Annotated in this window: 27 protein-coding genes and 1 tRNA gene; 18 read left to right on the top strand and 10 right to left on the bottom strand. The window is 58.2% G+C overall.

The genetic code is table 11. The annotated features are described in order from the left end of the window. Nucleotides 1-33 precede the first annotated feature (33 nt). From ACR0K4_RS11195 to rpsI, 4 genes are all read left to right on the top strand, one after another. Entirely contained in the window at nucleotides 34-1,437 is a 1,404-nt protein-coding gene (locus ACR0K4_RS11195; protein WP_480854014.1) for an aminotransferase-like domain-containing protein, read from the top strand. 12 nt (nucleotides 1,438-1,449) lie between these two features. Beyond that, entirely contained in the window at nucleotides 1,450-1,977 is a 528-nt protein-coding gene (locus ACR0K4_RS11190; protein ID WP_480854013.1) for a GNAT family N-acetyltransferase, read from the top strand. 147 nt (nucleotides 1,978-2,124) lie between these two features. Then, nucleotides 2,125-2,583 (top strand): 50S ribosomal protein L13, encoded by a 459-nt coding sequence (rplM, locus tag ACR0K4_RS11185; RefSeq protein ID WP_480854012.1) that lies wholly within the window; start codon nucleotides 2,125-2,127, stop codon nucleotides 2,581-2,583. Nucleotides 2,584-2,589: 6 nt separating this feature from the next. Further along, complete coding sequence (gene rpsI / locus ACR0K4_RS11180) at nucleotides 2,590-3,075, top strand: 30S ribosomal protein S9 (RefSeq protein WP_010440030.1); 486 nt, start codon at nucleotides 2,590-2,592, stop codon at nucleotides 3,073-3,075. 73 nt (nucleotides 3,076-3,148) lie between these two features. Here rpsI and ACR0K4_RS11175 read toward each other — a convergent pair whose 3' ends face one another. The 9 genes from ACR0K4_RS11175 to ACR0K4_RS11135 form a co-directional block, all read right to left on the bottom strand. After that, a complete protein-coding gene (locus ACR0K4_RS11175; protein ID WP_480854011.1) occupies nucleotides 3,149-4,309 on the bottom strand; it encodes an ABC transporter substrate-binding protein in 1,161 nt (386 codons plus the stop codon). Nucleotides 4,310-4,332: 23 nt separating this feature from the next. Then, nucleotides 4,333-6,219, bottom strand: a complete 1,887-nt coding sequence (locus ACR0K4_RS11170; RefSeq protein WP_480854009.1) for an AMP-dependent synthetase/ligase — start codon at nucleotides 6,217-6,219, stop codon at nucleotides 4,333-4,335. A 5-nt stretch (nucleotides 6,220-6,224) separates the two neighbouring features. Then, a complete protein-coding gene (locus tag ACR0K4_RS11165) occupies nucleotides 6,225-6,998 on the bottom strand; it encodes an ABC transporter ATP-binding protein (protein ID WP_480854008.1) in 774 nt (257 codons plus the stop codon). Next, entirely contained in the window at nucleotides 6,995-7,759 is a 765-nt protein-coding gene (locus ACR0K4_RS11160) for an ABC transporter ATP-binding protein (protein ID WP_480854007.1), read from the bottom strand. Before ACR0K4_RS11160 ends, ACR0K4_RS11165 begins: the two co-directional genes overlap by 4 nt. Further along, nucleotides 7,756-8,853 carry a branched-chain amino acid ABC transporter permease gene (locus ACR0K4_RS11155; protein ID WP_480854006.1) on the bottom strand — a complete coding sequence of 366 codons (1,098 nt, stop codon included), beginning with the start codon at nucleotides 8,851-8,853 and terminating at the stop codon, nucleotides 7,756-7,758. Before ACR0K4_RS11155 ends, ACR0K4_RS11160 begins: the two co-directional genes overlap by 4 nt. Before the next feature lie 5 nt (nucleotides 8,854-8,858). Continuing rightward, nucleotides 8,859-9,734 carry a branched-chain amino acid ABC transporter permease gene (locus ACR0K4_RS11150; protein ID WP_480520372.1) on the bottom strand — a complete coding sequence of 292 codons (876 nt, stop codon included), beginning with the start codon at nucleotides 9,732-9,734 and terminating at the stop codon, nucleotides 8,859-8,861. Between the two features lie 75 nt (nucleotides 9,735-9,809). Then, a complete protein-coding gene (locus ACR0K4_RS11145) occupies nucleotides 9,810-10,838 on the bottom strand; it encodes an alcohol dehydrogenase catalytic domain-containing protein (protein WP_480854005.1) in 1,029 nt (342 codons plus the stop codon). 211 nt (nucleotides 10,839-11,049) lie between these two features. Further along, the gene (locus ACR0K4_RS11140) at nucleotides 11,050-11,505 is read right to left on the bottom strand and encodes a hypothetical protein (protein ID WP_480854003.1); all 456 of its coding nucleotides are present in this window, start codon (nucleotides 11,503-11,505) and stop codon (nucleotides 11,050-11,052) included. A 356-nt stretch (nucleotides 11,506-11,861) separates the two neighbouring features. Next, nucleotides 11,862-11,951 (bottom strand) — tRNA-Ser (locus ACR0K4_RS11135). Nucleotides 11,952-12,074: 123 nt separating this feature from the next. Between ACR0K4_RS11135 and ACR0K4_RS11130 the strand changes: the two genes are divergently transcribed. From ACR0K4_RS11130 to ACR0K4_RS11085, 10 genes are all read left to right on the top strand, one after another. Then, complete coding sequence (locus ACR0K4_RS11130; RefSeq protein WP_480854002.1) at nucleotides 12,075-12,917, top strand: DUF2059 domain-containing protein; 843 nt, start codon at nucleotides 12,075-12,077, stop codon at nucleotides 12,915-12,917. Then, nucleotides 12,917-13,723 carry a DUF2059 domain-containing protein gene (locus tag ACR0K4_RS11125; protein WP_480854001.1) on the top strand — a complete coding sequence of 269 codons (807 nt, stop codon included), beginning with the start codon at nucleotides 12,917-12,919 and terminating at the stop codon, nucleotides 13,721-13,723. Before ACR0K4_RS11130 ends, ACR0K4_RS11125 begins: the two co-directional genes overlap by 1 nt. Nucleotides 13,724-13,942: 219 nt before the next feature. Beyond that, nucleotides 13,943-14,557, top strand: coding sequence for a 50S ribosomal protein L21 (locus tag ACR0K4_RS11120; RefSeq protein ID WP_480854000.1), 615 nt, complete (start codon nucleotides 13,943-13,945; stop codon nucleotides 14,555-14,557). Nucleotides 14,558-14,568: 11 nt separating this feature from the next. Further along, complete coding sequence (rpmA, locus tag ACR0K4_RS11115; protein WP_010440093.1) at nucleotides 14,569-14,838, top strand: 50S ribosomal protein L27; 270 nt, start codon at nucleotides 14,569-14,571, stop codon at nucleotides 14,836-14,838. Nucleotides 14,839-14,916: 78 nt separating this feature from the next. Beyond that, nucleotides 14,917-15,417 carry a GNAT family N-acetyltransferase gene (locus ACR0K4_RS11110; RefSeq protein ID WP_480853999.1) on the top strand — a complete coding sequence of 167 codons (501 nt, stop codon included), beginning with the start codon at nucleotides 14,917-14,919 and terminating at the stop codon, nucleotides 15,415-15,417. Then, a complete protein-coding gene (locus tag ACR0K4_RS11105; protein WP_480853998.1) occupies nucleotides 15,414-16,022 on the top strand; it encodes a LysE family translocator in 609 nt (202 codons plus the stop codon). The genes ACR0K4_RS11110 and ACR0K4_RS11105 overlap by 4 nt, the downstream gene beginning before the upstream one ends. Continuing rightward, complete coding sequence (locus ACR0K4_RS11100; RefSeq protein WP_480520387.1) at nucleotides 16,019-16,555, top strand: GNAT family N-acetyltransferase; 537 nt, start codon at nucleotides 16,019-16,021, stop codon at nucleotides 16,553-16,555. The genes ACR0K4_RS11105 and ACR0K4_RS11100 overlap by 4 nt, the downstream gene beginning before the upstream one ends. A 37-nt stretch (nucleotides 16,556-16,592) precedes the next feature. Beyond that, the gene (gene obgE / locus ACR0K4_RS11095) at nucleotides 16,593-17,627 is read left to right on the top strand and encodes a GTPase ObgE (protein ID WP_480853997.1); all 1,035 of its coding nucleotides are present in this window, start codon (nucleotides 16,593-16,595) and stop codon (nucleotides 17,625-17,627) included. Further along, complete coding sequence (proB, locus tag ACR0K4_RS11090; RefSeq protein WP_480853996.1) at nucleotides 17,615-18,721, top strand: glutamate 5-kinase; 1,107 nt, start codon at nucleotides 17,615-17,617, stop codon at nucleotides 18,719-18,721. Before obgE ends, proB begins: the two co-directional genes overlap by 13 nt. Nucleotides 18,722-18,760: 39 nt before the next feature. Further along, entirely contained in the window at nucleotides 18,761-20,023 is a 1,263-nt protein-coding gene (locus tag ACR0K4_RS11085) for a glutamate-5-semialdehyde dehydrogenase (RefSeq protein WP_480853995.1), read from the top strand. Here the strand turns inward: ACR0K4_RS11085 and ACR0K4_RS11080 are convergent. Beyond that, nucleotides 20,020-20,616, bottom strand: coding sequence for a histidine phosphotransferase family protein (locus tag ACR0K4_RS11080; protein ID WP_480853994.1), 597 nt, complete (start codon nucleotides 20,614-20,616; stop codon nucleotides 20,020-20,022). The genes ACR0K4_RS11085 and ACR0K4_RS11080 overlap by 4 nt on opposite strands. A gap of 44 nt (nucleotides 20,617-20,660) precedes the next feature. Here ACR0K4_RS11080 and ACR0K4_RS11075 point away from each other — a divergent pair, with 44 nt between their 5' ends. The 4 genes from ACR0K4_RS11075 to rpsB all read left to right on the top strand — a co-directional run bounded on the left by ACR0K4_RS11075 (nucleotide 20,661) and on the right by rpsB (nucleotide 23,503). Continuing rightward, nucleotides 20,661-20,843, top strand: a complete 183-nt coding sequence (locus ACR0K4_RS11075; RefSeq protein ID WP_480520397.1) for a DUF3553 domain-containing protein — start codon at nucleotides 20,661-20,663, stop codon at nucleotides 20,841-20,843. Nucleotides 20,844-20,946: 103 nt separating this feature from the next. Then, nucleotides 20,947-21,702 (top strand): L-ornithine N(alpha)-acyltransferase, encoded by a 756-nt coding sequence (gene olsB / locus ACR0K4_RS11070; RefSeq protein WP_480520399.1) that lies wholly within the window; start codon nucleotides 20,947-20,949, stop codon nucleotides 21,700-21,702. A 4-nt stretch (nucleotides 21,703-21,706) separates the two neighbouring features. After that, a complete protein-coding gene (gene olsA / locus ACR0K4_RS11065) occupies nucleotides 21,707-22,543 on the top strand; it encodes a lyso-ornithine lipid O-acyltransferase (RefSeq protein ID WP_480520401.1) in 837 nt (278 codons plus the stop codon). A 168-nt stretch (nucleotides 22,544-22,711) separates the two neighbouring features. Continuing rightward, the gene (gene rpsB, locus ACR0K4_RS11060) at nucleotides 22,712-23,503 is read left to right on the top strand and encodes a 30S ribosomal protein S2 (RefSeq protein WP_480520402.1); all 792 of its coding nucleotides are present in this window, start codon (nucleotides 22,712-22,714) and stop codon (nucleotides 23,501-23,503) included.

The following is a 23,503-nucleotide window of genomic DNA, read 5'->3' as shown; positions in this document are numbered from 1 at the left end:
CGACATTGTGTCAAAATCAAAGGAAGAATTGTAATGGATACAATTTGGCCGGACGTACTGCCGAAATCCAAAGGTCCCAAATATACATTGGTGGCCGAGACAATTCGAAAAGCCATTGATAACAAAATGCTGGAGGTTGGAACAAAACTGCCACCAGTGCGTGAGCTGGCGTATCGATTGCAAATTACACCAGGCACCGTAGCACGCGCTTACACGATTCTGACCGATGAGGGATTGTTACATGCCGAGGTGGGGCGTGGTACATTCGTGGCCCCTCCGAAATCGCCGATACTGGATGATGTCTGGGCGCGGCAACTTCATCTGCGGGACGACAAATACAACGCCAATGTCAGCCTGTTCAGCCCTCGGCTGGCAGATGTCGGGCAGGTGACGCTGATCCGGGAATGTCTGCAGAAGGTTGCACAATCCGATCCCGGGTTGTTTCTGAACTATCCGACCCGCGACGCCTATAAGCCGATGCGACAGGCCGTGGTTGAATGGTTGTCCGATTTACCGCTCGGGCCCTTGTCGCATGACGACATTGTTTTGACTCATGGGGGACAGAACGGATTGTGCCTGGTGTTCCAGACGATTTTGCGAGGCGCCAAGCCCGTCGTTTTGGTCGAAGATCTTTCCTATGCCGGGTTCCGCCGGGCCGGAGAGTTGATGCGCGCTGACACCGTGGGCGTGAAGATGGACAAGTGGGGCATTGATCCCAACGCCATGGAACATGTCCTCAGGCAGACCCCGGCGCAGGCTGTGTGTGTCTCACCCGAGGTGCAGAACCCCACAGGCACACATGCGCCGCTGGAACGGCGCAAGGAAGTGGTCGAGATCGCCAGGCGGTATGATGTTCAGATCATCGAGGATGATTGCTATCGCATGGGTGACGCGCGCGAGCCCAGCTATCGGGCCCTTGCGCCGGAGCGTGGCTGGCACGTGTCGTCGATCTCGAAGACGTTGACGCCGGCCTTGCGCGTGGGTTTTGCCATTGCTCCGCGGGATCGCAGTGTCGATCTGCGGCGCTCGGCCGAATATGGATATTTTGGCCTGGCGCAACCTTTGGCCGAACTCACGCGTCTGCTTCTGACCGATCCCCGAACCCGTCAGATTGCGCAGGAGGTGAGAGCTAAAATGGGAGAATACGTTCGGATCGCAGTGAATGCTCTGGGCGGGTTTGACCTGAATTGGGCACCCGAGGTGCCTTTTGTCTGGCTGAACCTGCCATCCGGCTGGCGAGCGGCCGCGTTCAGCCGCGCAGCCGAGCGAGAGGGCATTCAGCTTCGTTCGGCGGACGAGTTTGCGCTGCGTGATGGGCGTGCCCCCAACGCAATACGCATTGCCATGAACGGACATGTTTCGCTTGAAAGGTTCGAGGACGCGATGCAACGCCTGCGTCGGTTGCTGGACAATCCGCCGGAACAGATTTCGGTCTGAGAGGAGGGCTCGATGCATATCCCAGAATTGCGCGGCAGCGGGTTTGTGATCTCTCCCATGATCGAGACCGACTTCGGGCCCCTTTATGCAGCCGCCAGTGACCCTTTGATCTGGGCCGGGCATCCGGCGAAGACTCGGCATGAAAAAGCGGTGTTTCGTCCGTATTTCGATTTCTTGTTGGGGGCAGGGGGCACCGTCACAATTCGTGAAACAGGTGGTCGGGTTGTTGGGTGTTCAAGATACTACGAGCCACCCGAGACGCCCGGCGGGATCGCGATCGGCTACAGTTTCCTTGTGCGGGATCATTGGGGCGGGACCAGCAATGGGGCTGTGAAGACTCTGATGCTGAACCATGCGTTTCAGGACCAGGATGAGGTCTGGTTTCACATCGACCCATCGAATATCCGTTCGCAGAAGGCCACCGCGAAGCTTGGGGCGCATCACGTCGATACCCGACCGCGGGATCTTGGCAATGGCGATGCCATGTGGATGCGGTGGGTTTTGCCCAAAACAGAGTGGCAGAAATATGGGGTAAATTAATACCTATTTTGTAAGCATCTGTTTTTGCATAATTAAATGTATTCTTGTGTGCTTGACGCGCGCGTGCACACCTCATAAAACCCGTCCATCGAATTCGGGCCGCTCCGTTAGGGGGCGGTCTTTCACATCAAACAGGACTATCCTGCCATGAAAACCTTTTCTGCAACACCTGCAGACATCGACAAGAAATGGATCCTGATCGACGCCGAAGGCGTTGTTCTGGGCCGTCTTGCCTCGATCGTCGCCATGCGTCTGCGTGGCAAGCACAAAGCGTCGTTCACCCCGAACATGGACATGGGCGACAATGTCATCGTGATCAACGCTGACAAAATCCAGATGACCGGCAAGAAGCGCGAAGAGAACTTCTACTGGCACACTGGCCACCCGGGCGGCATCAAGTCGCGCACCAAACAGCAGATCCTGGAAGGCGCACACCCCGAGCGCGTTGTCGTTCAGGCCGTCAAGCGCATGCTGCCGGGCAACCGTCTGGCCCGTAAGCAGATGACCAACCTGCGCGTTTACGCCGGTGGCGAGCATCCCCACGAGGCGCAAGCGCCCGAAGTTCTGGACGTGAAGTCCATGAACAAGAAAAACACCCGGAGCTAATGACCGATGGCTGATCAGATCAATACTCTCGAAGAGCTGAGCGCCGTCGCAGGCGTTGAAACCGTGGCCGAAGAAGTCATCGTGCGCGAACCCGTGCGTGACGAGCTCGGTCGTTCCTATGCCACCGGCAAGCGTAAAGACGCTGTTGCCCGCGTGTGGATCAAGCCGGGTTCCGGCAAGGTCACCGTGAACGGCAAGGACCAGGACAAGTATTTTGCACGTCCCGTTCTGCAGCTGATCCTTCGCCAGCCGTTCCAGGTTGCCGGTGTGGAAGGTGAGTTCGACGTTGTCGCAACCGTCAAAGGCGGTGGCCTGACCGGTCAGGCCGGCGCGGTCAAGCACGGCATTTCGAAAGCGCTGCAGCTGTACGATCCCAACCTGCGTGGCGCTTTGAAAGCCGCTGGCTTCCTGACCCGCGACAGCCGCGTTGTGGAACGTAAGAAATACGGTAAGCGCAAAGCGCGTCGTTCGTTCCAGTTCTCGAAGCGTTAATTCGCCAAGAACCACGAAAAAGAAAGGGCTCGCACTTGCGAGCCCTTTTTCGTCTCAGACCGCGTTCTTCGCGTCACTCTTCGTAAACGATATTCCAGGCTCCGTTTTCGACAACGCTGACATAAACGGAATCCGCGCCCTGATGGTCGTCCGGCCCATAGGTGATGTGGTTTCCGACCAGCTCATCGCGATAGTCCAGAGACTCCATCGCGGCAATAAAGCTGTCATGGGTCAGGTCCGGACCAGCGGCCTCCAGTGCTTTGACCATCATTTCCGCGGCAGAGTAGCCCAGCATGGCGAAGCCAACAGGATCTTCTCCGGTTGCGGCTTTGTATTCTTCAATGAAAGCGGCGGGGGCGGGCTCATCCGCGCGGGCCCATAGGTCCTGCCACGAAGCCGCCGCGTAAAACCCATCGGTCACGCCGCCCGGAACCTGCGCGACCACGGTCAGGAAACTGGCCGATGTACCGAGGAACTTCATATCCTCCAGCCCCATTTTCTTGGCGGTGCCGACCACGGTGATCACCTGACGCACGCCAAGCGCCATCGTAACGATGTCGCAGCCTTCCTCTTTGAGTTTGCTAAGCGAGCCGACAAAATCTGTTTCATCCGGCTTGTGCGTGGTCTCGGCGACAAACGCGACCCCGATTTCCTCGGCTCCGGCCTTGCTGCCTTCCAGAATTTCTTCTCCAAAATCCGTGGGCAGGTACATTGTGCACACCGCTTGCGAGTCGAATTGCGCGTTCAGGTATTTCACGCCAACCCGGGCCTGATCAAAATAGGTCGAGAACGAGGTGAACTTGTTCTTCATCGGCGGCTGCAGCATCTGTCGCGCAGCTGTCAGAGGGGCCACATTCGGGATGCCTTTGGGGTCCAGCAGCTTGAATCCGGCCATGTTCATGGGAGTGCCGAGGGATTGCAGCATGGCAAACACCTTGTCGCGGTTCAGCAGCTTGTTATAGCCCTGCATGGCGCGCGGCATCTGATAGCCGTTGTCTTCGACCACAAACCGGATCGTTCGACCGTGGACGCCGCCATTGGCGTTGACCCGATCGAACACAACATTCGCGCCCTTGGTGGCGGGTACACCTACGGCAGCAAAAATACCGCTCAGGTCATTGACGGAACCGATGACGATTTCATCGTCGGTGACGCCCTGGGTTTGCGCCCAGCCCATCGTTCCCGCGGCACCAAAAACAGTTGCTGCAGCCAATCCGTGGATCAGACTCCTCATAATGTTCCTCCCTTTCTATCCAATTATTTATACATGTCTTCAATGAGATGTGCGTGGTTCTTTTCAACCAGATTGCGTTTTAGCTTCATCGTGGCCGTCAGTTCTTCGTCGTCTGCGGACAATAATACATCAATCAGTCGAAAATCCTTGATTTGTTCGACCCGTGCGAATGACTTGTTGGCGGCTGTGACCTCGGCGCGGATCAGCTCGGTAACCTCGGGTGCCGCACAGAGCGACGCGAAATTCGAGAACGGCACGCGGGCTTCCTGCGCGAATTTCTCGACATTCTCCTGATCGATCATGATCAGGGCCGTCAGATACTTGCGCTTGTCGCCGATAATCACGGCGTCGGACACGTAATTGCTGAATTTCAGGCGGGTTTCGATTTCGGCTGGCGTGATGTTCTTGCCTCCGGCGGTGATGATGACGTCTTTGAGGCGTCCGGTGATCGCGACAAACCCATCGGCATCGACATGTCCCATATCGCCGGTGCGCAGCCACCCGTCGGCTGTGAATGTCTCAGCGGTTTTGGCGTTGTTGCGCCAATATCCCTGAAACACGTTCAACCCCTTGACTTGGATTTCACCCTCGTCCGAAATCCGTAATTCGTTTCCGGGCACCGCCTGCCCGATTGTGCCGATCTTGTTGGCCTCAAGCGTGTTCAACGCGGCAATGCCTGATGTTTCGGTCATGCCAAACCCTTCTACCATGGGCACACCAATGGCCCAGAACCAGCGCAGAAGCTCGGGTGAGATCGGCGCGGCGCCAGATCCGCCCCGACGCAGTTTGTCGAGGCCCAGCATCCGCCGCAGATTGCGCAGAACCAGACGGTCCCAGAGCCAGAAATACGCCGCGACCGGTACGGGTACGGTTTTGTTGTCCAGAATATACGCCGCCCGCGCCGCGCCAGCCTTGAGCGCCATGTCAAAGGCGGCGCGCCCGATCGGAGTGGCTTGTCTGGCCATAAGCTGAACCTGTGAATAGATCTTTTCCCACACACGGGGCACGGCCGTGAATGTCGTGGGCGAAACCTCCAGCAGATTGGCAAAAACCGTTTCGGTGCTTTCGGCAAAATTAACGGTGCTTTTTGCGGCCAGCGGGTAAAAGACGGACACGTCGCGTTCGAGGATATGGCAGAGCGGCAGAAAACAAAGTTGTTCGTCCGTCTCCAGCGCGGGAAGGGACAGCGCTCCGGCCTCGATCGCGGCCATGATGTTCTCGTTGCTCAGCATCGCGCCTTTGGGTTTGCCGGTCGTGCCTGACGTGTAAACCAGAAGGGCAGTGTCTTGAGGCGTCGTTTGCGCAATTTCGGCTTCGAACGCACCGGGGTCTTCGGCTTCGGCCTGTTTGCCCAATGCGTACAGGTCTGCAATCATCATGCATCGGGGATGGTTCAGGTCGTGCAGCCCTTCGTCGTCCAGAATGATGACCTTAATCAGATCCGGCACGTCCTTCTCGATCTCGAGGAACTTGTCCAGTTGCTCCTCGTCCTCGACGATCAGAACGCGGCTTGCGCTGTCGTTGATAAGGTACTGCAACTGGCTGGCCGAGTCGGTTGTGTAGACGCCGGACGCAATGCCGCCGACACCTTGAATGCCCATATCCAGCCAACACCACTCTTTCCGGTCTTCCGACAAGATCGACACCACCTCGCCGCGTTTCAAACCCAGTTTGCGCAAAGCCAGACCGATCCATTTCGCGTGCTGCCAGTAATCGGCCCAGGAATAGGACTTCCAGATGCCAAAGTCCTTTTCGCGATGTGCTGTGCGCGACCCCAGTTCAGCGCATCTTTTCTGGAACAACTCTGTAATCGTCAGGCAGCCATCCACACGCAGCGGGCGTTGGCCGGGCGTGGCGTTGAACTGCACACCATTGATCGTTTTCTGCGGGGGCAGGGAGATAGCATCCATCTGGCTTACCTCCACGTCTTCTTGCGTTTCCAGCGTCGGTTTTCACGCGCGCCTTCTTCCTGGACGCCCAGATAGAAATTCCGGATGTCTTCGGACTGCATCAAAGCCTTCGCATCTCCGTCCATTACGATCCGACCGATTTCCATCACATACCCCCGATGCGCCAGTTCCAGCGCCGCGTTGGCATTCTGTTCGACCAGCATCATGGTCATGTTCTGCTCATCATTCAAACGTTTCAGGATGCCAAATATCTCTTGAACCAACAACGGAGACAGTCCCAACGAAGGTTCATCCAGCAACATGACCTTTGGACTGGCCATTAAGCCGCGTCCGATTGCCAGCATCTGCTGTTGCCCGCCGGACAAGGTGCCTGCTTCTTGATTGCGCCGGTCTTTCAAGACCGGAAAATACGAGAACACCAGCTCTCGGTCGTGGTCGATCTGCCCCTTGTCCGACAAGGTATAAGCCCCAAGGCTGAGGTTTTCATCGACCGTCAGTAGGGGAAAAACCTCGCGCCCTTCAGGAACATGGACAATGCCCTGCTGCACGACCGTATGGGGTTCCGACCCTTGAATTTCGCGCCCGTCAAATGTGATCGTACCTTTTTCCGGGTCCATGACACCCGATACCGTTTTCATCAACGTGGTCTTGCCCGCACCGTTCGCGCCCAGGATCGAGACGATCTGGCCCGGGTACACATCAAGCGACACGCCCCGAATGGCCATGATGGGTCCATAAAAGCTTTCGATATTGCGAATTTTCAGGACCGGCTCAGTCATGAGGCTTTCCCGAGATAGGCCTCGACCACAGCCGGATGGGACTGCACATGAGCAGGCGTGCCAAGCGCCAGCATCGCGCCATCGGCCATCGCCAGAACACGGTCCGAGACACCCGAGACCAGCCCCATATCATGTTCGACCATCAGCACCGTGATCCCCATCTGCCGACGGATATCATCGATCCACCAGCGCATGTCGGTGGTCTCTTCGACCGAAAGCCCCGAGGCCGGTTCGTCCAGCAACAGCAGCTTGGGGTCTGTCGCCAGCGCGCGGGCGACCTCGACCACCTTGCGCACACCGTAAGGAAGGCCCGAGATCATCTTGTCGCGGAACGCCTGAAGATCGAGGAAATCAATGATCTGCTCGACCTTCTCTCGGTTCTCGATCTCTTGTCGGCGTGCCGACGGCAGGAACAGGATGTCTGACAGCATGTTGGTTTTGCGGTGACGATGTCGTCCGACCAGCAGGTTCTGCAGGACCGAGGCATGTTCGAACAGCTCGATATTCTGAAAGGTCCGCGCCACCCCGAAGGACGCAACGCCCGAAGGCTTGACGTGCAGAAGATCGTGCCCGTCAAAGCGGATCGACCCTGCAAACGGGTCATAAAACCGCGAAATCAGGTTGAACACAGTGGACTTGCCCGCGCCATTGGGACCGACGATGGCAAAAACTTCGCCCTCATCGACTGAAAAAGACAGATCATCCACTGCCGTCAGGCCACCAAACTTCAGGGTGACGTTTTGGAACTCCAGCAGGCTCATCTCAGACGCTCCGTCTTGAGGTAGGATTTCTGCTTTTTGAACATATCCTTACGGTAGAAGGGAAACAGTTCGAACCACGTACGGATCTTGAGCCAGCGACCATACATGCCCATCGGCTCGAACAGAATGAAGGCGATCAGGATCATGCCGAAAATGCCGAACTCCAGCCCCGGTATCGCGACGGTGTTGCCGCCAAAAATCGCGCCGACATATTCTTTCGAGATGGACAGAAATTGCGGCAGGAAGCCGATCACCGTCGCCCCCAAAAATGCACCATGGATCGAGCCCAGACCGCCGATCACGATCATCATGAGCAATTGGATCGAGATCACAACGCTGAAGGTCTCGTTGTTGAAGGCTCCGGCAAACAGCCCCATCAAGGCGCCCGCCCATCCCGTGATCGCGCAGGACAAGGCGAACGAAATCATCTTGGTTCTGGCAAGATCGACACCCATGGCCTGTGCCGAAACCTCGGAATCCCGAACGGCGATGAAGCTGCGCCCAAGGGGCGAGCGCAGCAGATTGATGTAGCCCAGCGTCACAATCACGGCGACCGACAGAACCAGCCAGAAGAACAGGTTGGGCGTGGCCCAGCGGTCGACCAGAACGCCGAAAATCTCAACCCCGCCAAGGAATTTTCCGGCGACGCCACCGGTGATCGATTCCGCCAGAACGATGATGTCATCCATCAGAACCGACAGCGCCAATGTGAAGATCGCCAGATAAATCCCATGCAGACGCAGGGCAGGGATCGCCACCGTGACCCCCGCGATACCGGTGATGACCCCGGCCAGCGGAAAGGCGATCAGGAAGGGCACGCCCGATTCGATCAGCACGACATTCGCATAGCAGCCCACGGCCAGAAACGCCGCGTGGCCCAGGCTGGCCTGCCCCGTATGGCCGGTCAGGATCATCAGCCCAAGGCCCGCAATCGCCCAGATCAGAACATTTGTCAGCTCTCCCAGATAAAATGCGTCCAGCCACAGCGGGGCGGCGGCCACCACCGCGAGCAGGATCAGATAGAGGCAAAGCTGATAGCCATCTTTCCAGGGTCGGATATCCTGCATGTAATTGGTTTTGAAGACAATCCTCATGGCGCTCAGACCTTCTTGACCCTGACCTGACTGAACAAACCGTGTGGGCGAAAGATCAGAACGGCCAGAAGCAAAGCGTAAGGCGCAATCTGGCTGTACCCGGCAGCGATATACCGGCTGGCGAAGGGTTCGATCACACCGACGATGAGGCCTCCGGCCAATGCGCCGGGCAGGCTGCCAAAGCCTCCGATGACTGCAGCGGCGAAGGCCTTGATGCCCAAAAGTCCCGTTGTCGGATCGACAGATCCCTTGGCCGCGAACAGAATGCCTGCAATGCCGGCAACGACCCCGGCCAGAGCCCAGATAAAGCCCTGAACCCGTTTCACGGGAATGCCCATGTAATACGCCGCCAACTGGTTTTGAGATGCGCCCTGCATCGCAAGACCCAGTTTTGTTTTGCTGAAAAACACATACAGGCCCCAAGTCAGCAGGATGGTGACAACAATCACGGCCACATCTTCCATGCCCAGCACCAAGCCGCCAAATCGGACCTCTTTCCCGGCCAGCGGGTTTTGCAGGGTTTGGGGTTCGTGGCCCCAGATCAGGCCTGCCACGAAGCGGATGACAAAGCCCAAGGCAATGGTCAGGATCACCACGGCAACCTGACTTTCTCCGAACAGACGGCGAATGATCAGGCGGTCGATCAGATATCCAAGCGCACCCATGATGGCCAATGAGATCGGCAAGGCCAGAAGAAACGGCAACCCCATATATTCGGTGTTGGTCAGACCGATCGTGACAAACGCCCCCAGCATCATGAAATCGCCCTGCGCGAAGTTCACCGCCTCGGTCGCCTTGTAAATCAGTACAAAGCCAAGGGCGATCAGGCCATAGACACAGCCATTCGCCAGCCCGCTAATCAGCAGCTGTGCGTTATCCAAACTCATCCTCCCATGCCGTTATGTCCGGCCTGTTTGACGCCCCGGATTCTGTCCGTCTTCGCAGGTCTTATGCCATTATGGCGTGATAATCACCTTGCCGTCACTCTTTTTCAGCGCGCCCGCCAGATCGGCGACCACATTGCGCAGAGACAGGTGCCCGGACACGTCAGTTTTCCAACGTCCATCGGCAAAACGCGCCTGCACCTCGGCAATGACGCGCATCTGATCTTCCGGCGGCGTGGACATCATCCACTGAGTCAGCCAGAACCCTTCGATCCGCTTGTTCATGAAAATCAATTGCCCGGTCTGGGTCAGTTGCGGAAACTCGGTGCTGAGCTTTCCGTAACAGATCCATCTGGCCCGATTGGGCATGGCGCAAAAAACCTGTTCAGACAGTTGATCTGCCACGGCATCCAAAAACACGCGTGGTTTCAGTTCCGCACTGATAGCCGCGAATTTCTGCACTACGTCCGGGTCAGAGGTGACCAGAACCTCGGTCGCTCCCAGGGCCTTCAGCGGCGAAACCGCTTCGGCACGACGTACAAGAGCGATGGATTTCAACCCCAGATCGCGGCCAAGGCTGCACATCAGCTTGCCCAACTGGCTGGTCGCAGCAGATACGATAAAGGCATCGCCCGCCTGTCGCGCGATATCCACCATGGCCATCGCCGTCAGTGGGTTGACGATCTGTGCAGCACCATCCTCGTCCGAGATGTCAGACCGGAGGGGGATGCACATCTGGGCCTGCGTGACCACATATTCTGCCCATGCGCCTGAACCCGCCGCGACGAAGGCGACGCGCTTGTCTTGCAGGCCCTCGGCACCAGCCCCTGTGGCAACCACATCACCACATCCCTCGAACCCCGCTGCCGCGCCTTTGACTCGGGGTTGGCCATATTCGCCTTTTATAAAATGGATGTCCGAAGGGTTAACCGAGGCTGTTCGCAGCCGGATCAGAACCTGTCCCGGCCCGGGTTGCGGCAACGGTAGTTCGGCATCTGCCAGCCAGTCCGAAGCGTTGTCAAGCGTCGGCCCGGATGCTGTCGCTGCGTATCCCTCATGTGTCTGAACAACGGCGAACATTGTGGATGGCAGGGAAGTCATATGTGTATCCTTGGTCTGCAGACAATAAGGTTTTGGCGAATTCGGAACGGGCGTTCAGTGCATTGTCGTGGTATCCGAGCGCCCGGCTGTGCGTATTGTGCAAACCAAACAAATGGAAGCGTGAGCGTCAATCGCGTGCAGCCCTAACGTCGCGGAATTGCCCTACGGCGAAATGGTGGGACGGATTTAAATCACCCGTCCATACCTTCATTTATTGTGAAGACAGATAGTTGCGAAGTTCCAGAATCTTTTCGGCGGCCAGATCTGGGGAGGCCTTGATGTCTTCCAGAATCCGGATCACCCGGGTTTTGACGTCTTGCGCCAGAGCACTGTCCTGAACGGATGCAATCATGGCATCATAGTCAAGCTCTTGCGCTGTCAACAGACCGTCCTGCACCCAGCTGTTGAGCAGTTCCTGTCCCTGAGCCGCCAGAGCCGCAACCTGATCCTGGGCCTCCGCTGCGGCGTCTGCGCCTTGCTGCGTCGCTGCGTCAACCGCCGCGCTGGCGGCCTCCTGAACGGCGCTTGCAGCTTCGGATACCGCGTCACCAGCCTCTTCTGCCGCCGATTGCAGTTGTTCAGACGGAGTGGGTTCGGGTTGGGTTGCATAGTAATAGGCACCGACACCTATGACTGCGATGATTGTAATAATGATTAATCGCGACATGCTGATCTCCTTCCGCGAAAATGTGTCGCCAGATGATTTGAAAATATCTGATAACAAAGGGGAAAACTTCCGGTTTGAAATCACGGCATGGTTTTGAGCCACGCGACGCTGATCGCCGCACATTCGCGTGGCGGATTCATGCCATGAGCGAGGAAACTGAGCTTGCACCACTGGAACGGAAAAACACGTGGGCTTGATCACGTTCGGACCTTTCCAGTCTTGAACGGCGTTTTAGCGCAAGGATCACAGAGGCAGCACAGGGTGTCATAGCATGACACCTTTGGCTCCAGATTGCCGCTACAAAGGGAATCGCGGAACGTCCTTAATGCGATAATAGTGTTTTTTCAACGAGATAGTGGCGGAGAGACAGGGATTCGAACCCTGGGTGGGCTTGCACCCACAACGGTTTTCGAGACCGCCCCGTTCGACCACTCCGGCACCTCTCCGCGGGGGTCTGTGAAGGGGGGATTTAGTGAGGAACGGGCAGGGGTGCAAGCAGAAAATTCCCGATTTTCAAGATAGAAGGATTTTCCATTGCCAGCGGGCTGAAATCTCCTACGCTGTTTGTTATGACCCAACACATTCGCACATTCGCCCTGAACCTCTGCATCGCCATCTTCGCCCTGTGCTGGACTGTTTCGGAAACGCACGCCGCCAGCCGTGAACGGATTGAGGCGTTTTTGACCACGACCGGCTTTGACGTGGCGCTGGAAAGCATTGCGTTTGCGTCGGCCTCGGCACCGGACATGCTGGGGATTGACGCGGACGGGTTCGGCTCGGACTGGACGCGCCTGACGAATGAGGTGTTCGACACCGAAGGCATGCACGAAACCGCTGTGTCCATCCTTGAACAAACCCTCAGCGATGAGGCGCTGACCCATGCGGTCACGTTCTATGCCAGCGATCTGGGACAACGGCTGGTCGAGGCAGAAAACGCGGCGCATATGGATGATGACGACGAAGCAAAACAGTTGCAGGGACAGAAAATCGTCTCGGAGCTGATCAAGAACGGCTCGGAGCGGGTGGAAAGTTTCAAACGGATGAACCGGGCGGTGGATGCCAGCGGCACCTCGCTGCGGGCTTTGCAAGAGATTCAGGTGCGGTTCCTGCTGGCCGCCAGCGCGTCCGGGGTAATCGACCTGCAACTGAGCGGTGACGAGCTGCGCGAAAGGATGAAGCGGAACGAGGCCGATATGCGCCGGTCGCTGCAATTGTCGGCTTTGGCGGGATCAGCCGCTACGTACAAGGACTTCTCGGATGACGAAGTCGATGCCTATGTCGTGGCATTGGAGCACCCGTTGATGCAGGAAGTCTATGAGCTTCTGAATGCTATCCAATACGAGATCATGGCGATGCGGTTCGAAGTTCTGGCCGCGCGGATGTCCGAACTGCGCCCGGCGCAAGACATCTGATGCGCGCGTTTGCCATCTCTTTGATCTGCGCGATCTGGGCTGTGTCGGCATCCGCCAATCCCAATGTGGATCGATTGATGGAAGCGATGCAGGTGCCCGCCTTCATGGAGATCTTGAGTGACGAAGGGCGGGAACAGGGCCGCATGATGAATGAGGGGCTGCTGGGCGGTTCAGGCGGTGCCTATTTCGCGGCACAGGTGGCCGATCTTTATGACCCTGAACAGATGACGGCGCAAATGGCTGAAACCGTTGGTCTTCACATGACGGAGGCGCAGCTTGAACAGGCAGCGATCTTTTTTGAAAGCGATTTGGGGCAGACCATCGTGTCATTGGAAAACTCGGCCCGTCGCGCGATGGGGGAAGACACCATCGAAGACATGGCGCGGTCGACCTATCAGACCGTGGATACGGACAGCGCTTTTTATCAGCTTGTGGACGAGTATATCCGGGTCAACGATCTGATCGACCAGAACGTGCGCGGCACAATCAGCGCGGATTTCAGCTTTTATCGCGGTCTTTCATCGGGGCCGGGCGTGCCTGCGGATGATGAGGCGATCCTGAGCGAACTTTTGTCAAACCAGGACAATACCGAAGAAGAAACCACGGAATGGATGTATGCGTTTCTCCTGTTGGCCTATCAACCGCTGAACGAAGGCCAACTGCGCGAGAACATCGCCTTTTCCAGAACCGACACCGGCCAGGCTCTGAACCATGCCTTGTTCGAGGGATTCGACACTTTGATAAATGACATTTCCTACCAGCTCGGTGCGGCGGTTGCGCAAGCTATGCGGGCCTCGGATTTGTGATGTTCGTTTAGGGTTGACTTTACCCCCTATTGTTTGGATAAGCCCGCATCCCGGCCGGTTCTTCCGCGCCGGGTCTCGTTATTATTTGACCCAAGGCGTGCGCCTCAGGGTCTTCACACAGCCCGAAAAGGGCGCGCTGTTCGAGGTGGCTTTCAAGTTTCTTGGGGCCAAAACACCCAGACGGGGACCACAGAACGCGGTTAGACAAAGGAAAGACGCATGTTTGCGGTCCTCAAGACTGGCGGCAAGCAGTACAAGGTTCAGGCGGGCGACGTGCTCCGTGTTGAAAAGCTGGTTGCCGACGCAGGTGAAAAAGTTCAATTCAACGATGTTCTGATGCTGGGCGGTGACGCTCCGGTTGTTGGCGCACCTTTCGTTGAAGGCGCTGGCGTACAGGCCGAAGTGATCGAACAGATCAAAGGTGACAAGGTCATCAAATTCGTCAAGCGCCGTCGTAAGCACAGCTCGAAGCGTACCGTTGGCCACCGTCAGAAACTGACTCTGGTCAAAATCACCGACATCCTGTCGTCGGGCGCTGACAAGTCGGGCATCAAAGCTGCAACCGGTTCTGCTCCGGCTGGCGAAGCGGCACCTGCTGCAAAGCCTGCCAAGAAAGCGGAAGCCAAGGCAGAGGCACCCGCCGCTGCGGCTGCTGCTGACGATCTGACCAAGCTGAACGGTGTCGGCCCTGCCGCTGCCAAAAAGCTGGTTGAGGCCGGTATCGAGAGCTTTGCCGCTCTGGCCGCCTTGTCGGACGAGCAGATTGCTGCTATCGACACCGTCAAAGTGAAACCCGAATGGGTTGAGCAGGCCAAAGAACTGGCCCAAGGCTAAGGAGAGAGAGAATGGCACATAAAAAAGCTGGCGGTTCCTCCCGTAACGGTCGCGACTCAGCGGGTCGTCGCCTTGGCGTGAAACTCTATGGTGGCCAGGCGGCCATCGCAGGCAACATCATCGTACGTCAGCGCGGCACCAAGTTCTGGCCGGGCGAAGGCGTGGGTATGGGCAAGGATCACACCATCTTTGCAACTGTCGATGGCGCTGTGAAGTTCCACAAGGGGCTCAAAAACCGCACCTTTATTTCGGTCCTGCCAGTGGCGGAGGCCGCAGAGTAAGCCGAAACCCATAAGGTTTGAAAAAGCAGGGGATCGGTAGAAATACCGGTCCCCTTTCTCGTTTTCAGGAGTGGTCTTATGACCGAAGTGATCACAACAGAACGTCTGGTCTTGCGTCGTTTTCGGCGTGACGACTCGGCGCGTCTGGTCGCGCTTCTGAACGACATGGATGTGGTGCGGTGGTTGACTGTCGTTCCGCATCCCTATGGCCCCGAGGATGCGTCGGCTTTCATCGAAACGATGGCTGACGAACAGGATGCGTTTGCGATCACAAATGATGACACGCTGATCGGCTGCATCTCGATCGGCAATCAGCTGGGATATTGGGTCGGGAAGCCCTCATGGGGACGGGGATTTGTGTCCGAGGCCGCTCGGGCGATGGTCTCGCGTCACTTCCGGTCTGATGTGCAGGTGCTTAGGTCTGGCTATCACGAAGGTAACGCGCGGTCCGCAGCAGTTTTGAACCGGCTTGGATTCCAGCCCGGCGGGCAGCATCGGGCGACAGTGCGCTCGACCAACAAAGACGTGATCATACAGGACATGCAGTTGACGCGGACCTCGTGGGAGGCGCTGCAGTGACCGTCGCAACCACCAGTTTCCTGATCTTTGCCGCCAGCCAGGTCGGCACGCCGGGACCGGCCAACATGGTCCTGCTGGGCACCGGTGCGCGCTATGGCTTTCGGGCGGCGCTGCCCTTTGTCGGTGGGGTCATACTGGGCAAACAATTGATCATCTGGCCGGTCGGATTCGGCCTGATGCAGGTGGCCGAGCAGGCGCCGCTGGTGTTCTCGGTGCTGAAATACGCGTCGGCCGCTTATATTTGCTGGCTGGCCTGGAAAATCGCCAATCTGCGGCTGTCTCGCGGGACCAGCCCGCGAGATGTACCCGGGTTTTGGGCGGGTTTGATCGTACACCCGCTGAACCCAAAGGCCTGGGCTATGATCATCGCCGGATTTACCGGATTTGTTGCGGCGGGAACGTCCAGCGTTAACGCCACGTTCACGATTGCTCTCTGTTTATTGCTTTGTCAGGCGGTTTTGCACCCGATCTGGACCTTCGCGGGGGATCGGATCGCCCATACGGTTGAAGGACGGCCTGCGGAAAAATATCTGATGTGGACACTGGCCGGCCTAACGGTTGCGTCCGTATTTTTTGTGTTGTTCGGAGGAGGAACGCATTCATGAAACTTGAGACGATAATAAACCAGCCGGTCATCGAAACCGAGCGGTTCGACCTGCGCCCTCTGCGTCGGTCGGATATGGGTCTCATCGAGCATTATGCAGGCGACGAGCGCGTGGCGCGCATGACCACTCGGATTCCACACCCATTGCCACCCGGCTCGATCGAAGCGTTCGTGACCCGTTCGATGGCTGAAGACCGGGACGAGGATGTCTGGGCAATGGATGCTACTAAGGAGGATGGCCCCGAGTTGATTGGCCTGATCTCGCTGACGCGGTTGGATCGCAACCAGTCCGAGGTGGGCTATTGGGTCGCTCCGGTTTATTGGAACACCGGCATCGCGTCGCTTGCGGTTGAGGCGTTGGTAAATGCCAACCCGTTGGAAAACGCGAACATGTTCGCGAGCGTCTTTCAGGATAACCCGGCCTCGGCGCGGGTGCTGACGCATTGCGGTTTTGAATACCTTGGTGATGCAGAAACCTATTCGGTGGCGCGCGATGCGAATGTGCCCACCTGGACCTATACCAAGAAACTCTGACTTGTGGCCGATGGGGCCTTTGCAGTAGGGGACAGTCATGAAATTTCTCGATCTTGCAAAGGTCTACATCCGGTCCGGGGCCGGAGGTGGCGGTTGCGTCAGCTTTCGGCGCGAAAAGTACATCGAATACGGCGGTCCTGATGGCGGGGATGGCGGTAAAGGCGGCTCGGTCTGGGTTGAGGTTGTGGACAGCCTGAACACTCTGATCGACTTCCGTTATCAGCAGCATTTCTTCGCCAAGAACGGCCAGCCCGGTCGCGGCCAGCAACGCACCGGCAAGGATGGTGACGACATCATCCTGCGCGTACCGGTGGGCACCGAGATTCTGGACGAAGACGAAGAGACCGTCATCTGCGACCTGACCGAGGTTGGCCAGCGTGTGCTGCTGGCCAAGGGTGGCAATGGCGGTTTCGGCAACCTGCATTTCAAATCGGCGACCAATCAGGCGCCGCGTCGGGCCAATCCGGGGCAGGCGGGGATCGACCGCACCATCTGGCTGCGCCTGAAACTGATTGCGGATGTGGGTCTGTTGGGTATGCCGAACGCGGGCAAATCGACCTTTCTGGCGGCCACGTCGAACGCGCGACCCAAGATTGCAGATTATCCGTTTACCACGCTGCACCCCAATCTGGGCGTCGTTGGTGTCGATAACGTGGAGTTCGTCGTCGCCGACATCCCCGGTCTGATCGAAGGCGCTCATGAGGGCAGGGGGATCGGAGACCGCTTTCTGGGCCATGTGGAACGCTGTGCCGTCCTGTTGCATCTGGTCGATGGCACCTCGGACACGGTGGCCGAAGACTATTGCACCATCATCCATGAGCTTGAGGCCTATGGCGGAGAGTTGGCCGACAAGCCGCGCATCACCGTCCTGAACAAAGTTGATGCGCTGGATGATGAGGAACGGGAACTGGCCAAGGCCGAATTGCAAGAGGCCGTCGGCGGCCCGGTCATGACCATGTCCGGCGTCGCGCATCTGGGCGTGACCGAGGTGCTGCGCGCCCTGCGTGCCCGGATTGACGACAACCGCGTGCGCCATAAACCCGCTGAGGAGGCCGCGCCTTGGCAACCCTGACGCAGGCCCGCCGCCTGGTGGTCAAGATCGGGTCGGCCCTTCTGGTCGGCCGGAATACGGGATTGCTGAGATCGGACTGGCTGAAATCGCTGGCGCAGGACGTGGCCTGGCTGAAAGGGCAGGGCACGGATGTCGTGCTGGTCTCGTCCGGATCAATCGCCCTGGGGCGCGGCGTGTTGGACCTACCGATGCAGAACCTGCCTTTGGAACAGTCTCAGGCCGCCGCGGCGGTCGGTCAAATCAGGCTGGCGCGCGCTTATGAAGAGGCTCTGACGCCGCATGAGATCAAAACTGCGCAGGTGCTGGTCACGCTGGAGGACAGCGCGGACCGACGGAGATATCTGAATTCACGCGCGACGCTGGAAACCCTGCTGGGGCTTGGTGTCGTTCCGATTGTCAACGAAAACGATACAGTCGCCACGGATGAGATCCGATATGGCGACAATGACCGGCTGGCGGCGCAGATTGCCGTGACCATTGGGGCGGATCAATTGATTCTGCTGTCGGATGTTGATGGTTTCTATTCCGGCAATCCCAACGAGGACGCCTCCGCCACCCGCTACGATGTGATCGAACAGATCACGCCCGAGATCGAGGCCATGGCAGGCGACGCCGGATCAGGTCTGTCCAAGGGTGGCATGAAGACCAAACTGTTGGCCGCCAAGATGGCGACGGCTGCGGGATGTGATATGGCGATCACCGAGGGATCGCCTTTGAACCCATTGAAAACGCTTGAAAACGGCGCGAATTGTACTTGGTTCACGGCGACGCTTGATCCGCATGCGGCCCGGAAGCGCTGGATTTCGGCCATGAAACCGCGCGGCGAAATCGTGATTGATGACGGTGCGGCCAAGGCGCTTTCCAATGGCAAAAGCCTGCTGCCTGCTGGCATAGTCGAGGTCACCGGAGACTTTGGCCGGGGCGATCCGGTGGCTGTTCTGGATGCGCAGGCCCGCAGGCTGGCGCAAGGGCTCAGCCGCTATACCGCGCAGGAAGCGGACGCGATCAAAGGGCGGAGATCGTCCGAGATCGAGGCGACGTTGGGCTATCCCGGCCGGGCGGTGCTGATACATCGCGATGACCTGGCGCTGTGATGGCCCAATTGGATATACTGAGACCGAAAGGCGCTTGAGATGAAGGATTTTGACAATATTCCCGCAATGATGGCTGACCTTGGTGCACGCGCCAAAGGGGCCTCGGCCGAGCTTGCCTTTGCCAGTGCCGAACGCAAGCACGCAGCGCTGATCGCCGCCGCCGAAGCCGTCTGGAACAACCGTGCGGACATCATTGAGGCCAACAAAAAAGACCTCGAATTCGGACGTGATAAGGGCCTGAGCCCGGCCATGATGGACCGCCTGATGCTGGACGAGGCCCGCGTGCAGGGCATGGTTGACGGGCTGCGGACCGTGGCCGATCAGCCCGATCCGGTGGGAGAGGTGATCGCCGAATGGGACATGCTCTCGGGCCTGAACATTCAGCGCGTGCGCACGCCGCTGGGTGTGATCGGCGTAATTTATGAAAGCCGCCCGAACGTAACGGCGGATGCAGGCGCGTTGTGTTTGAAGTCCGGCAATGCCGTGATACTGCGCGGCGGGTCCGAGAGCTTTCATTCTTCGGGCGCGATCCACGCCTGTCTGGTCGAGGGGCTGAAAGCGGCCAACCTGCCCGAGGATGCCATTCAGCTTGTGCCCACCCGCGACCGTGCGGCGGTGCAGGAATTGCTGACCATGACGGATTATGTGGACGTCATCGTTCCGCGCGGTGGCAAAGGTCTGGTCGGTCTCGTGCAGCGTGAGGCGCGGGTGCCGGTTTTTGCCCATCTTGAAGGCATCGTGCATATCTATATCGACAAGGCTGCTGACCCGCAAAAGACCCTCGACGTGGTGCTGAACGCCAAGACCCGCCGCACCGGGATCTGCGGCGCAGCTGAATGCCTGCTGATACATCAGGATGTCGTCAATACTCTTGGCCGCGACGCGATCGCCGCGCTGCAAGCAGCCGGGGTTGAGGTTCACGCCGAAGGGGCGCTGGCAGTCGAAGGCACCGTCTCCGCGACCGAGCAGGATTGGGGCAAGGAATATCTCGACAGCATGATCGCCGCCAGACCGGTCGCAGATGTCGATGCCGCAATTGCTCATATTCGCCAATACGGATCCAACCATACCGACTGCATAATGACCGAAGATGCTGAGGCGGCGGCGCGGTTCTTTGAACGGCTCGACAGTGCGATCCTGATGCACAACGCTTCAACTCAGTTCGCTGATGGTGGTGAATTCGGGATGGGAGCCGAGATCGGCATCGCGACCGGCAAGATGCATGCACGTGGGCCAGTGGGCGCGGCGCAACTGACCAGCTTCAAGTATCTGGTTCGCGGCAACGGAACCGTGCGCGCCTAAAAGCGGATAGCCACGCGGGTAGAGGTGGTGTCCACCGCCACCCGTCGCCCCATGGAGGCAGCCGTTTCGGGCAGCAACGCGAATTGAACCTGTGCCGGGGTCACCTTGTTGACGAACCGGCCGGACGCAAGACCCTTCCAAAGCTCAGGCTCAATATTCAGCTTGTCTGCTGTTCCGGTCACGTTCCAGTTTTTCCCGGCGGTCTGAATGTTCACCTGACCACCAAAGGGCATGGCGCTTTCGCAGCACATCACCGCCAGAAACACCAGTTTCACCTGATTGCGCGGAACAGGTTCGGTCAGGTTCCAGTTGACGCGTACACGCCCGACGCCAGCCACATCCTGCAAAAGCTCGGCAATTTCCCCCTTTCCCAAAGGTTGATCGCCAGCACCGCCAAAGGCCACGCGAAAGAACCTGATCCGGGCTTTGGCGCTGCCCACACTGCCGGTGATCAACTCCATCTCAGGCCCATGTGCGGCGCCGACCATTTCCAGCAGTTCCAACCCGTTGGTGATCGCCCCGATGGGACTGATCAGATCATGACAAATCCGCGACCCGATCAATTCGGCCAGGTTGACGTCCGTACCGCTCATGCGTACCTCCTGATACGATCTGCCGCCGGACCCGGAGCCCAGCCATGTCAGACCTCAATGCAATTCTTGCACCGGGCATGTATGTCCGTCACCCCGACTACCCCGACTGGGGCGTTGGACAGGTACAGTCCAACATCGGCGGCAAGATCACCGTTAACTTTCGCGAGCAGGGGAAAGTGGTGATCGACGGGACACGCATCGCCCTGATGCCGGTCTTTGATCCGTGAAACTGGTTTAGGAAAGGTTAACAACCTTGGCCAGAGCTACGGCAGTTGCCTTCCGCCGAAAAACTGAGGTATCAGCGCGCAGAAGCAAGAACGGACACAGCACATGCCGGATGCAGGCCCCTCATTCACCGTGAAACTCGCCGAGACCGAGGTCGAGCTGAAGGCCGCTCAGCGGCTGCGCTATGATGTCTTTGTTCGCGAACTGGGCGGCGGTGGTGACTTGGTCGACCACGCATCCGGCCTGGAGCAGGACCGCTTTGACCCCTATTTCGACCACATGCTGGTCTATGACAACTCAACCGGCAAAGTTGTTGGCGTTTACAGACTGTTACCGGGCGAACGTGCAGCGGAACTCGGGCAGTTCTACTCAGAAGATGAATACGATCTGACTGTTCTGAAGAACAGCGGGCGCAAGTTGCTGGAACTTGGGCGGTCCTGCGTTCATCCCGACTATCGCGGAGGTACGGCGCTGTACCATCTTTGGAACGGTCTGGGGCGGTATGTGGCCGAGCACAAGATCGAGGTTTTGTTCGGCGTCGCCAGTTTCCACGGCACCGATATTGAGGCATTGGCCCAACCGCTGTCCTTGCTTCACCACAACCATATTGCCCCACCAGAATTGCGCGTGCGCGCCCAGCCCGGCGTGTTTCAATCCATGGATCTGGTTGCACCCGACGACCTGGACCGTCGCGCAGCGATGGTGCAGGTTCCCGCCCTGATCAAAGCCTATCTGCGGTTGGGAGGTTACGTGGGCGAGGGCGCGTTCATCGATCACAGCTTTAACACCACCGATGTGTGCCTGATCCTCGACACGGCACGGATGAACGAGCGACAGCGCCGTATGTATAGCGGGGCGTAATCCGGTGAACGAACCCCTTTGGGACAGCGACGACGCACCTGACCCGATCCGGCTTGGCCTGCTTGGCTGGACGTTGGTCCTGTTGCGTGGGTTGCCGTTGGCTTTGCTGGTCTTCGGGGGGCTTATCGTACTACTAAGCGTCCGCTTGGTCGAGCGTCCGCTGTTTGGCGTCCGCCGCCCGGTGACGCCGTTTATCACCCAATTCGTGTGCCGCAATGCATTCCGCATCCTGGGCATGGGATTTCGCACCTCAGGCACTTTGATGCACGAACATGGTGCAGTAGTGGCCAATCACTCCTCGTGGCTGGATATCTTTGCGCTGAACGCACGCAAACGGATTTACTTTGTGTCGAAGGCCGAAGTTGCCAGTTGGCCTGGCATCGGCTGGCTGGCCCGGGCCACTGGAACCGTCTTTATCGAACGCAACCCGAAGAAAGCCCGCGAACAGACCCGTGTTTTTCAGGAACGTTTGAATGCAGGGCATAAACTGTTGTTTTTCCCCGAGGGCACCTCGACCGACGGGCTGCGCGTTTTACCTTTTAAAACAACACTCTTCGCGGCATTCTTTGCAGATGATCTGCGTAGTTTTATGTATGTGCAACCGGTCTCGGTTATTTTTCACGCACCCAAAGGCCAGCCTGACAGGTTCTATGGCTGGTGGGGCGATATGGATTTCGGACCGCATCTGATCAAAACGCTGGGCGCGCGCCGACAGGGATCGGTTGAGTTGATCTATCACGCACCCGCGCGGGTTAACGATTTCGACAACCGCAAACAACTGGCCGCGCATTGTGAAGAGGTCGTGCGCCATGCCCATGCCCTCGCACGGCTTGAAAAATAAGGGCGTTTGACCCTTGCGCCCCATCCAATCCTGTCATATACGCGCGCCATTCAAACCCGCAGGCGGGGTTTGGGCTGTTTAGGGGAGACATCCTTATCCGGCCCGCCGGTTGGAGCATCCGCTTCTTTCACCCCCGCCGAGGCGTAAACCGGAAAAGGAAAGTAAAGCATGGCTCTTCCCGAGTTCACCATGCGTCAGCTGCTGGAAGCTGGCGTTCACTTTGGTCACCAGACACAGCGTTGGAATCCCCGCATGGGCCCGTTCATTTACGGCTCGCGCAATGGCATCCACATCATGGACCTGACCCAGACTGTTCCGATGCTGGATCAGGCGCTGCAGGCCGTGCGTGACACCGTCGCAAAAGGTGGCCGCGTTCTGTTCGTTGGGACCAAGCGTCAGGCCGCTGGCCCGATCGCTGAAGCGGCCGAAAAGTCGGCCCAGTACTTCATGAACCACCGTTGGCTGGGCGGCACGCTGACCAACTGGAAAACCGTTTCCCAGTCGATCAACCGTCTGAACCAGATCGACGAAGCGATGGAATCGGGCGCCGAGGGCCTGACCAAGAAAGAGCGTCTGGGCATGGAGCGTGACCAGCAGAAGCTGCAGGCCTCGCTGGGCGGTATCCGCGAGATGGGCGGCGTTCCTGACCTGCTGTTCGTCATCGACGTCAAGAAAGAAGCACTGGCCATCGCCGAAGCCAACAAACTGGGTATCCCGGTTGTGGCTGTTGTCGACACCAACTGCTCGCCCGACGGTGTTGACTACATCATCCCCGGCAACGATGACGCAGCCCGCGCAATCGCTCTGTATTGCGATCTGGCCGCTCGTGCCGCGCTGGACGGTATGACCGCTCAGATGGGTGCTGCAGGTGTTGACCTGGGTGCGTTCGAGGAAGCGCCGGTTGAAGAAGTCGTTGCGGAAGAAGCGCCCGCCGAAGCCGAAGCTCCGGCGCAGGCGTAA

This window comes from Ruegeria sp. K11, from assembly GCF_056531905.1.
The sequence above is the reverse complement of the archived record's forward strand: the minus strand, read 5'-3'. Positions and strand labels throughout refer to the sequence as shown.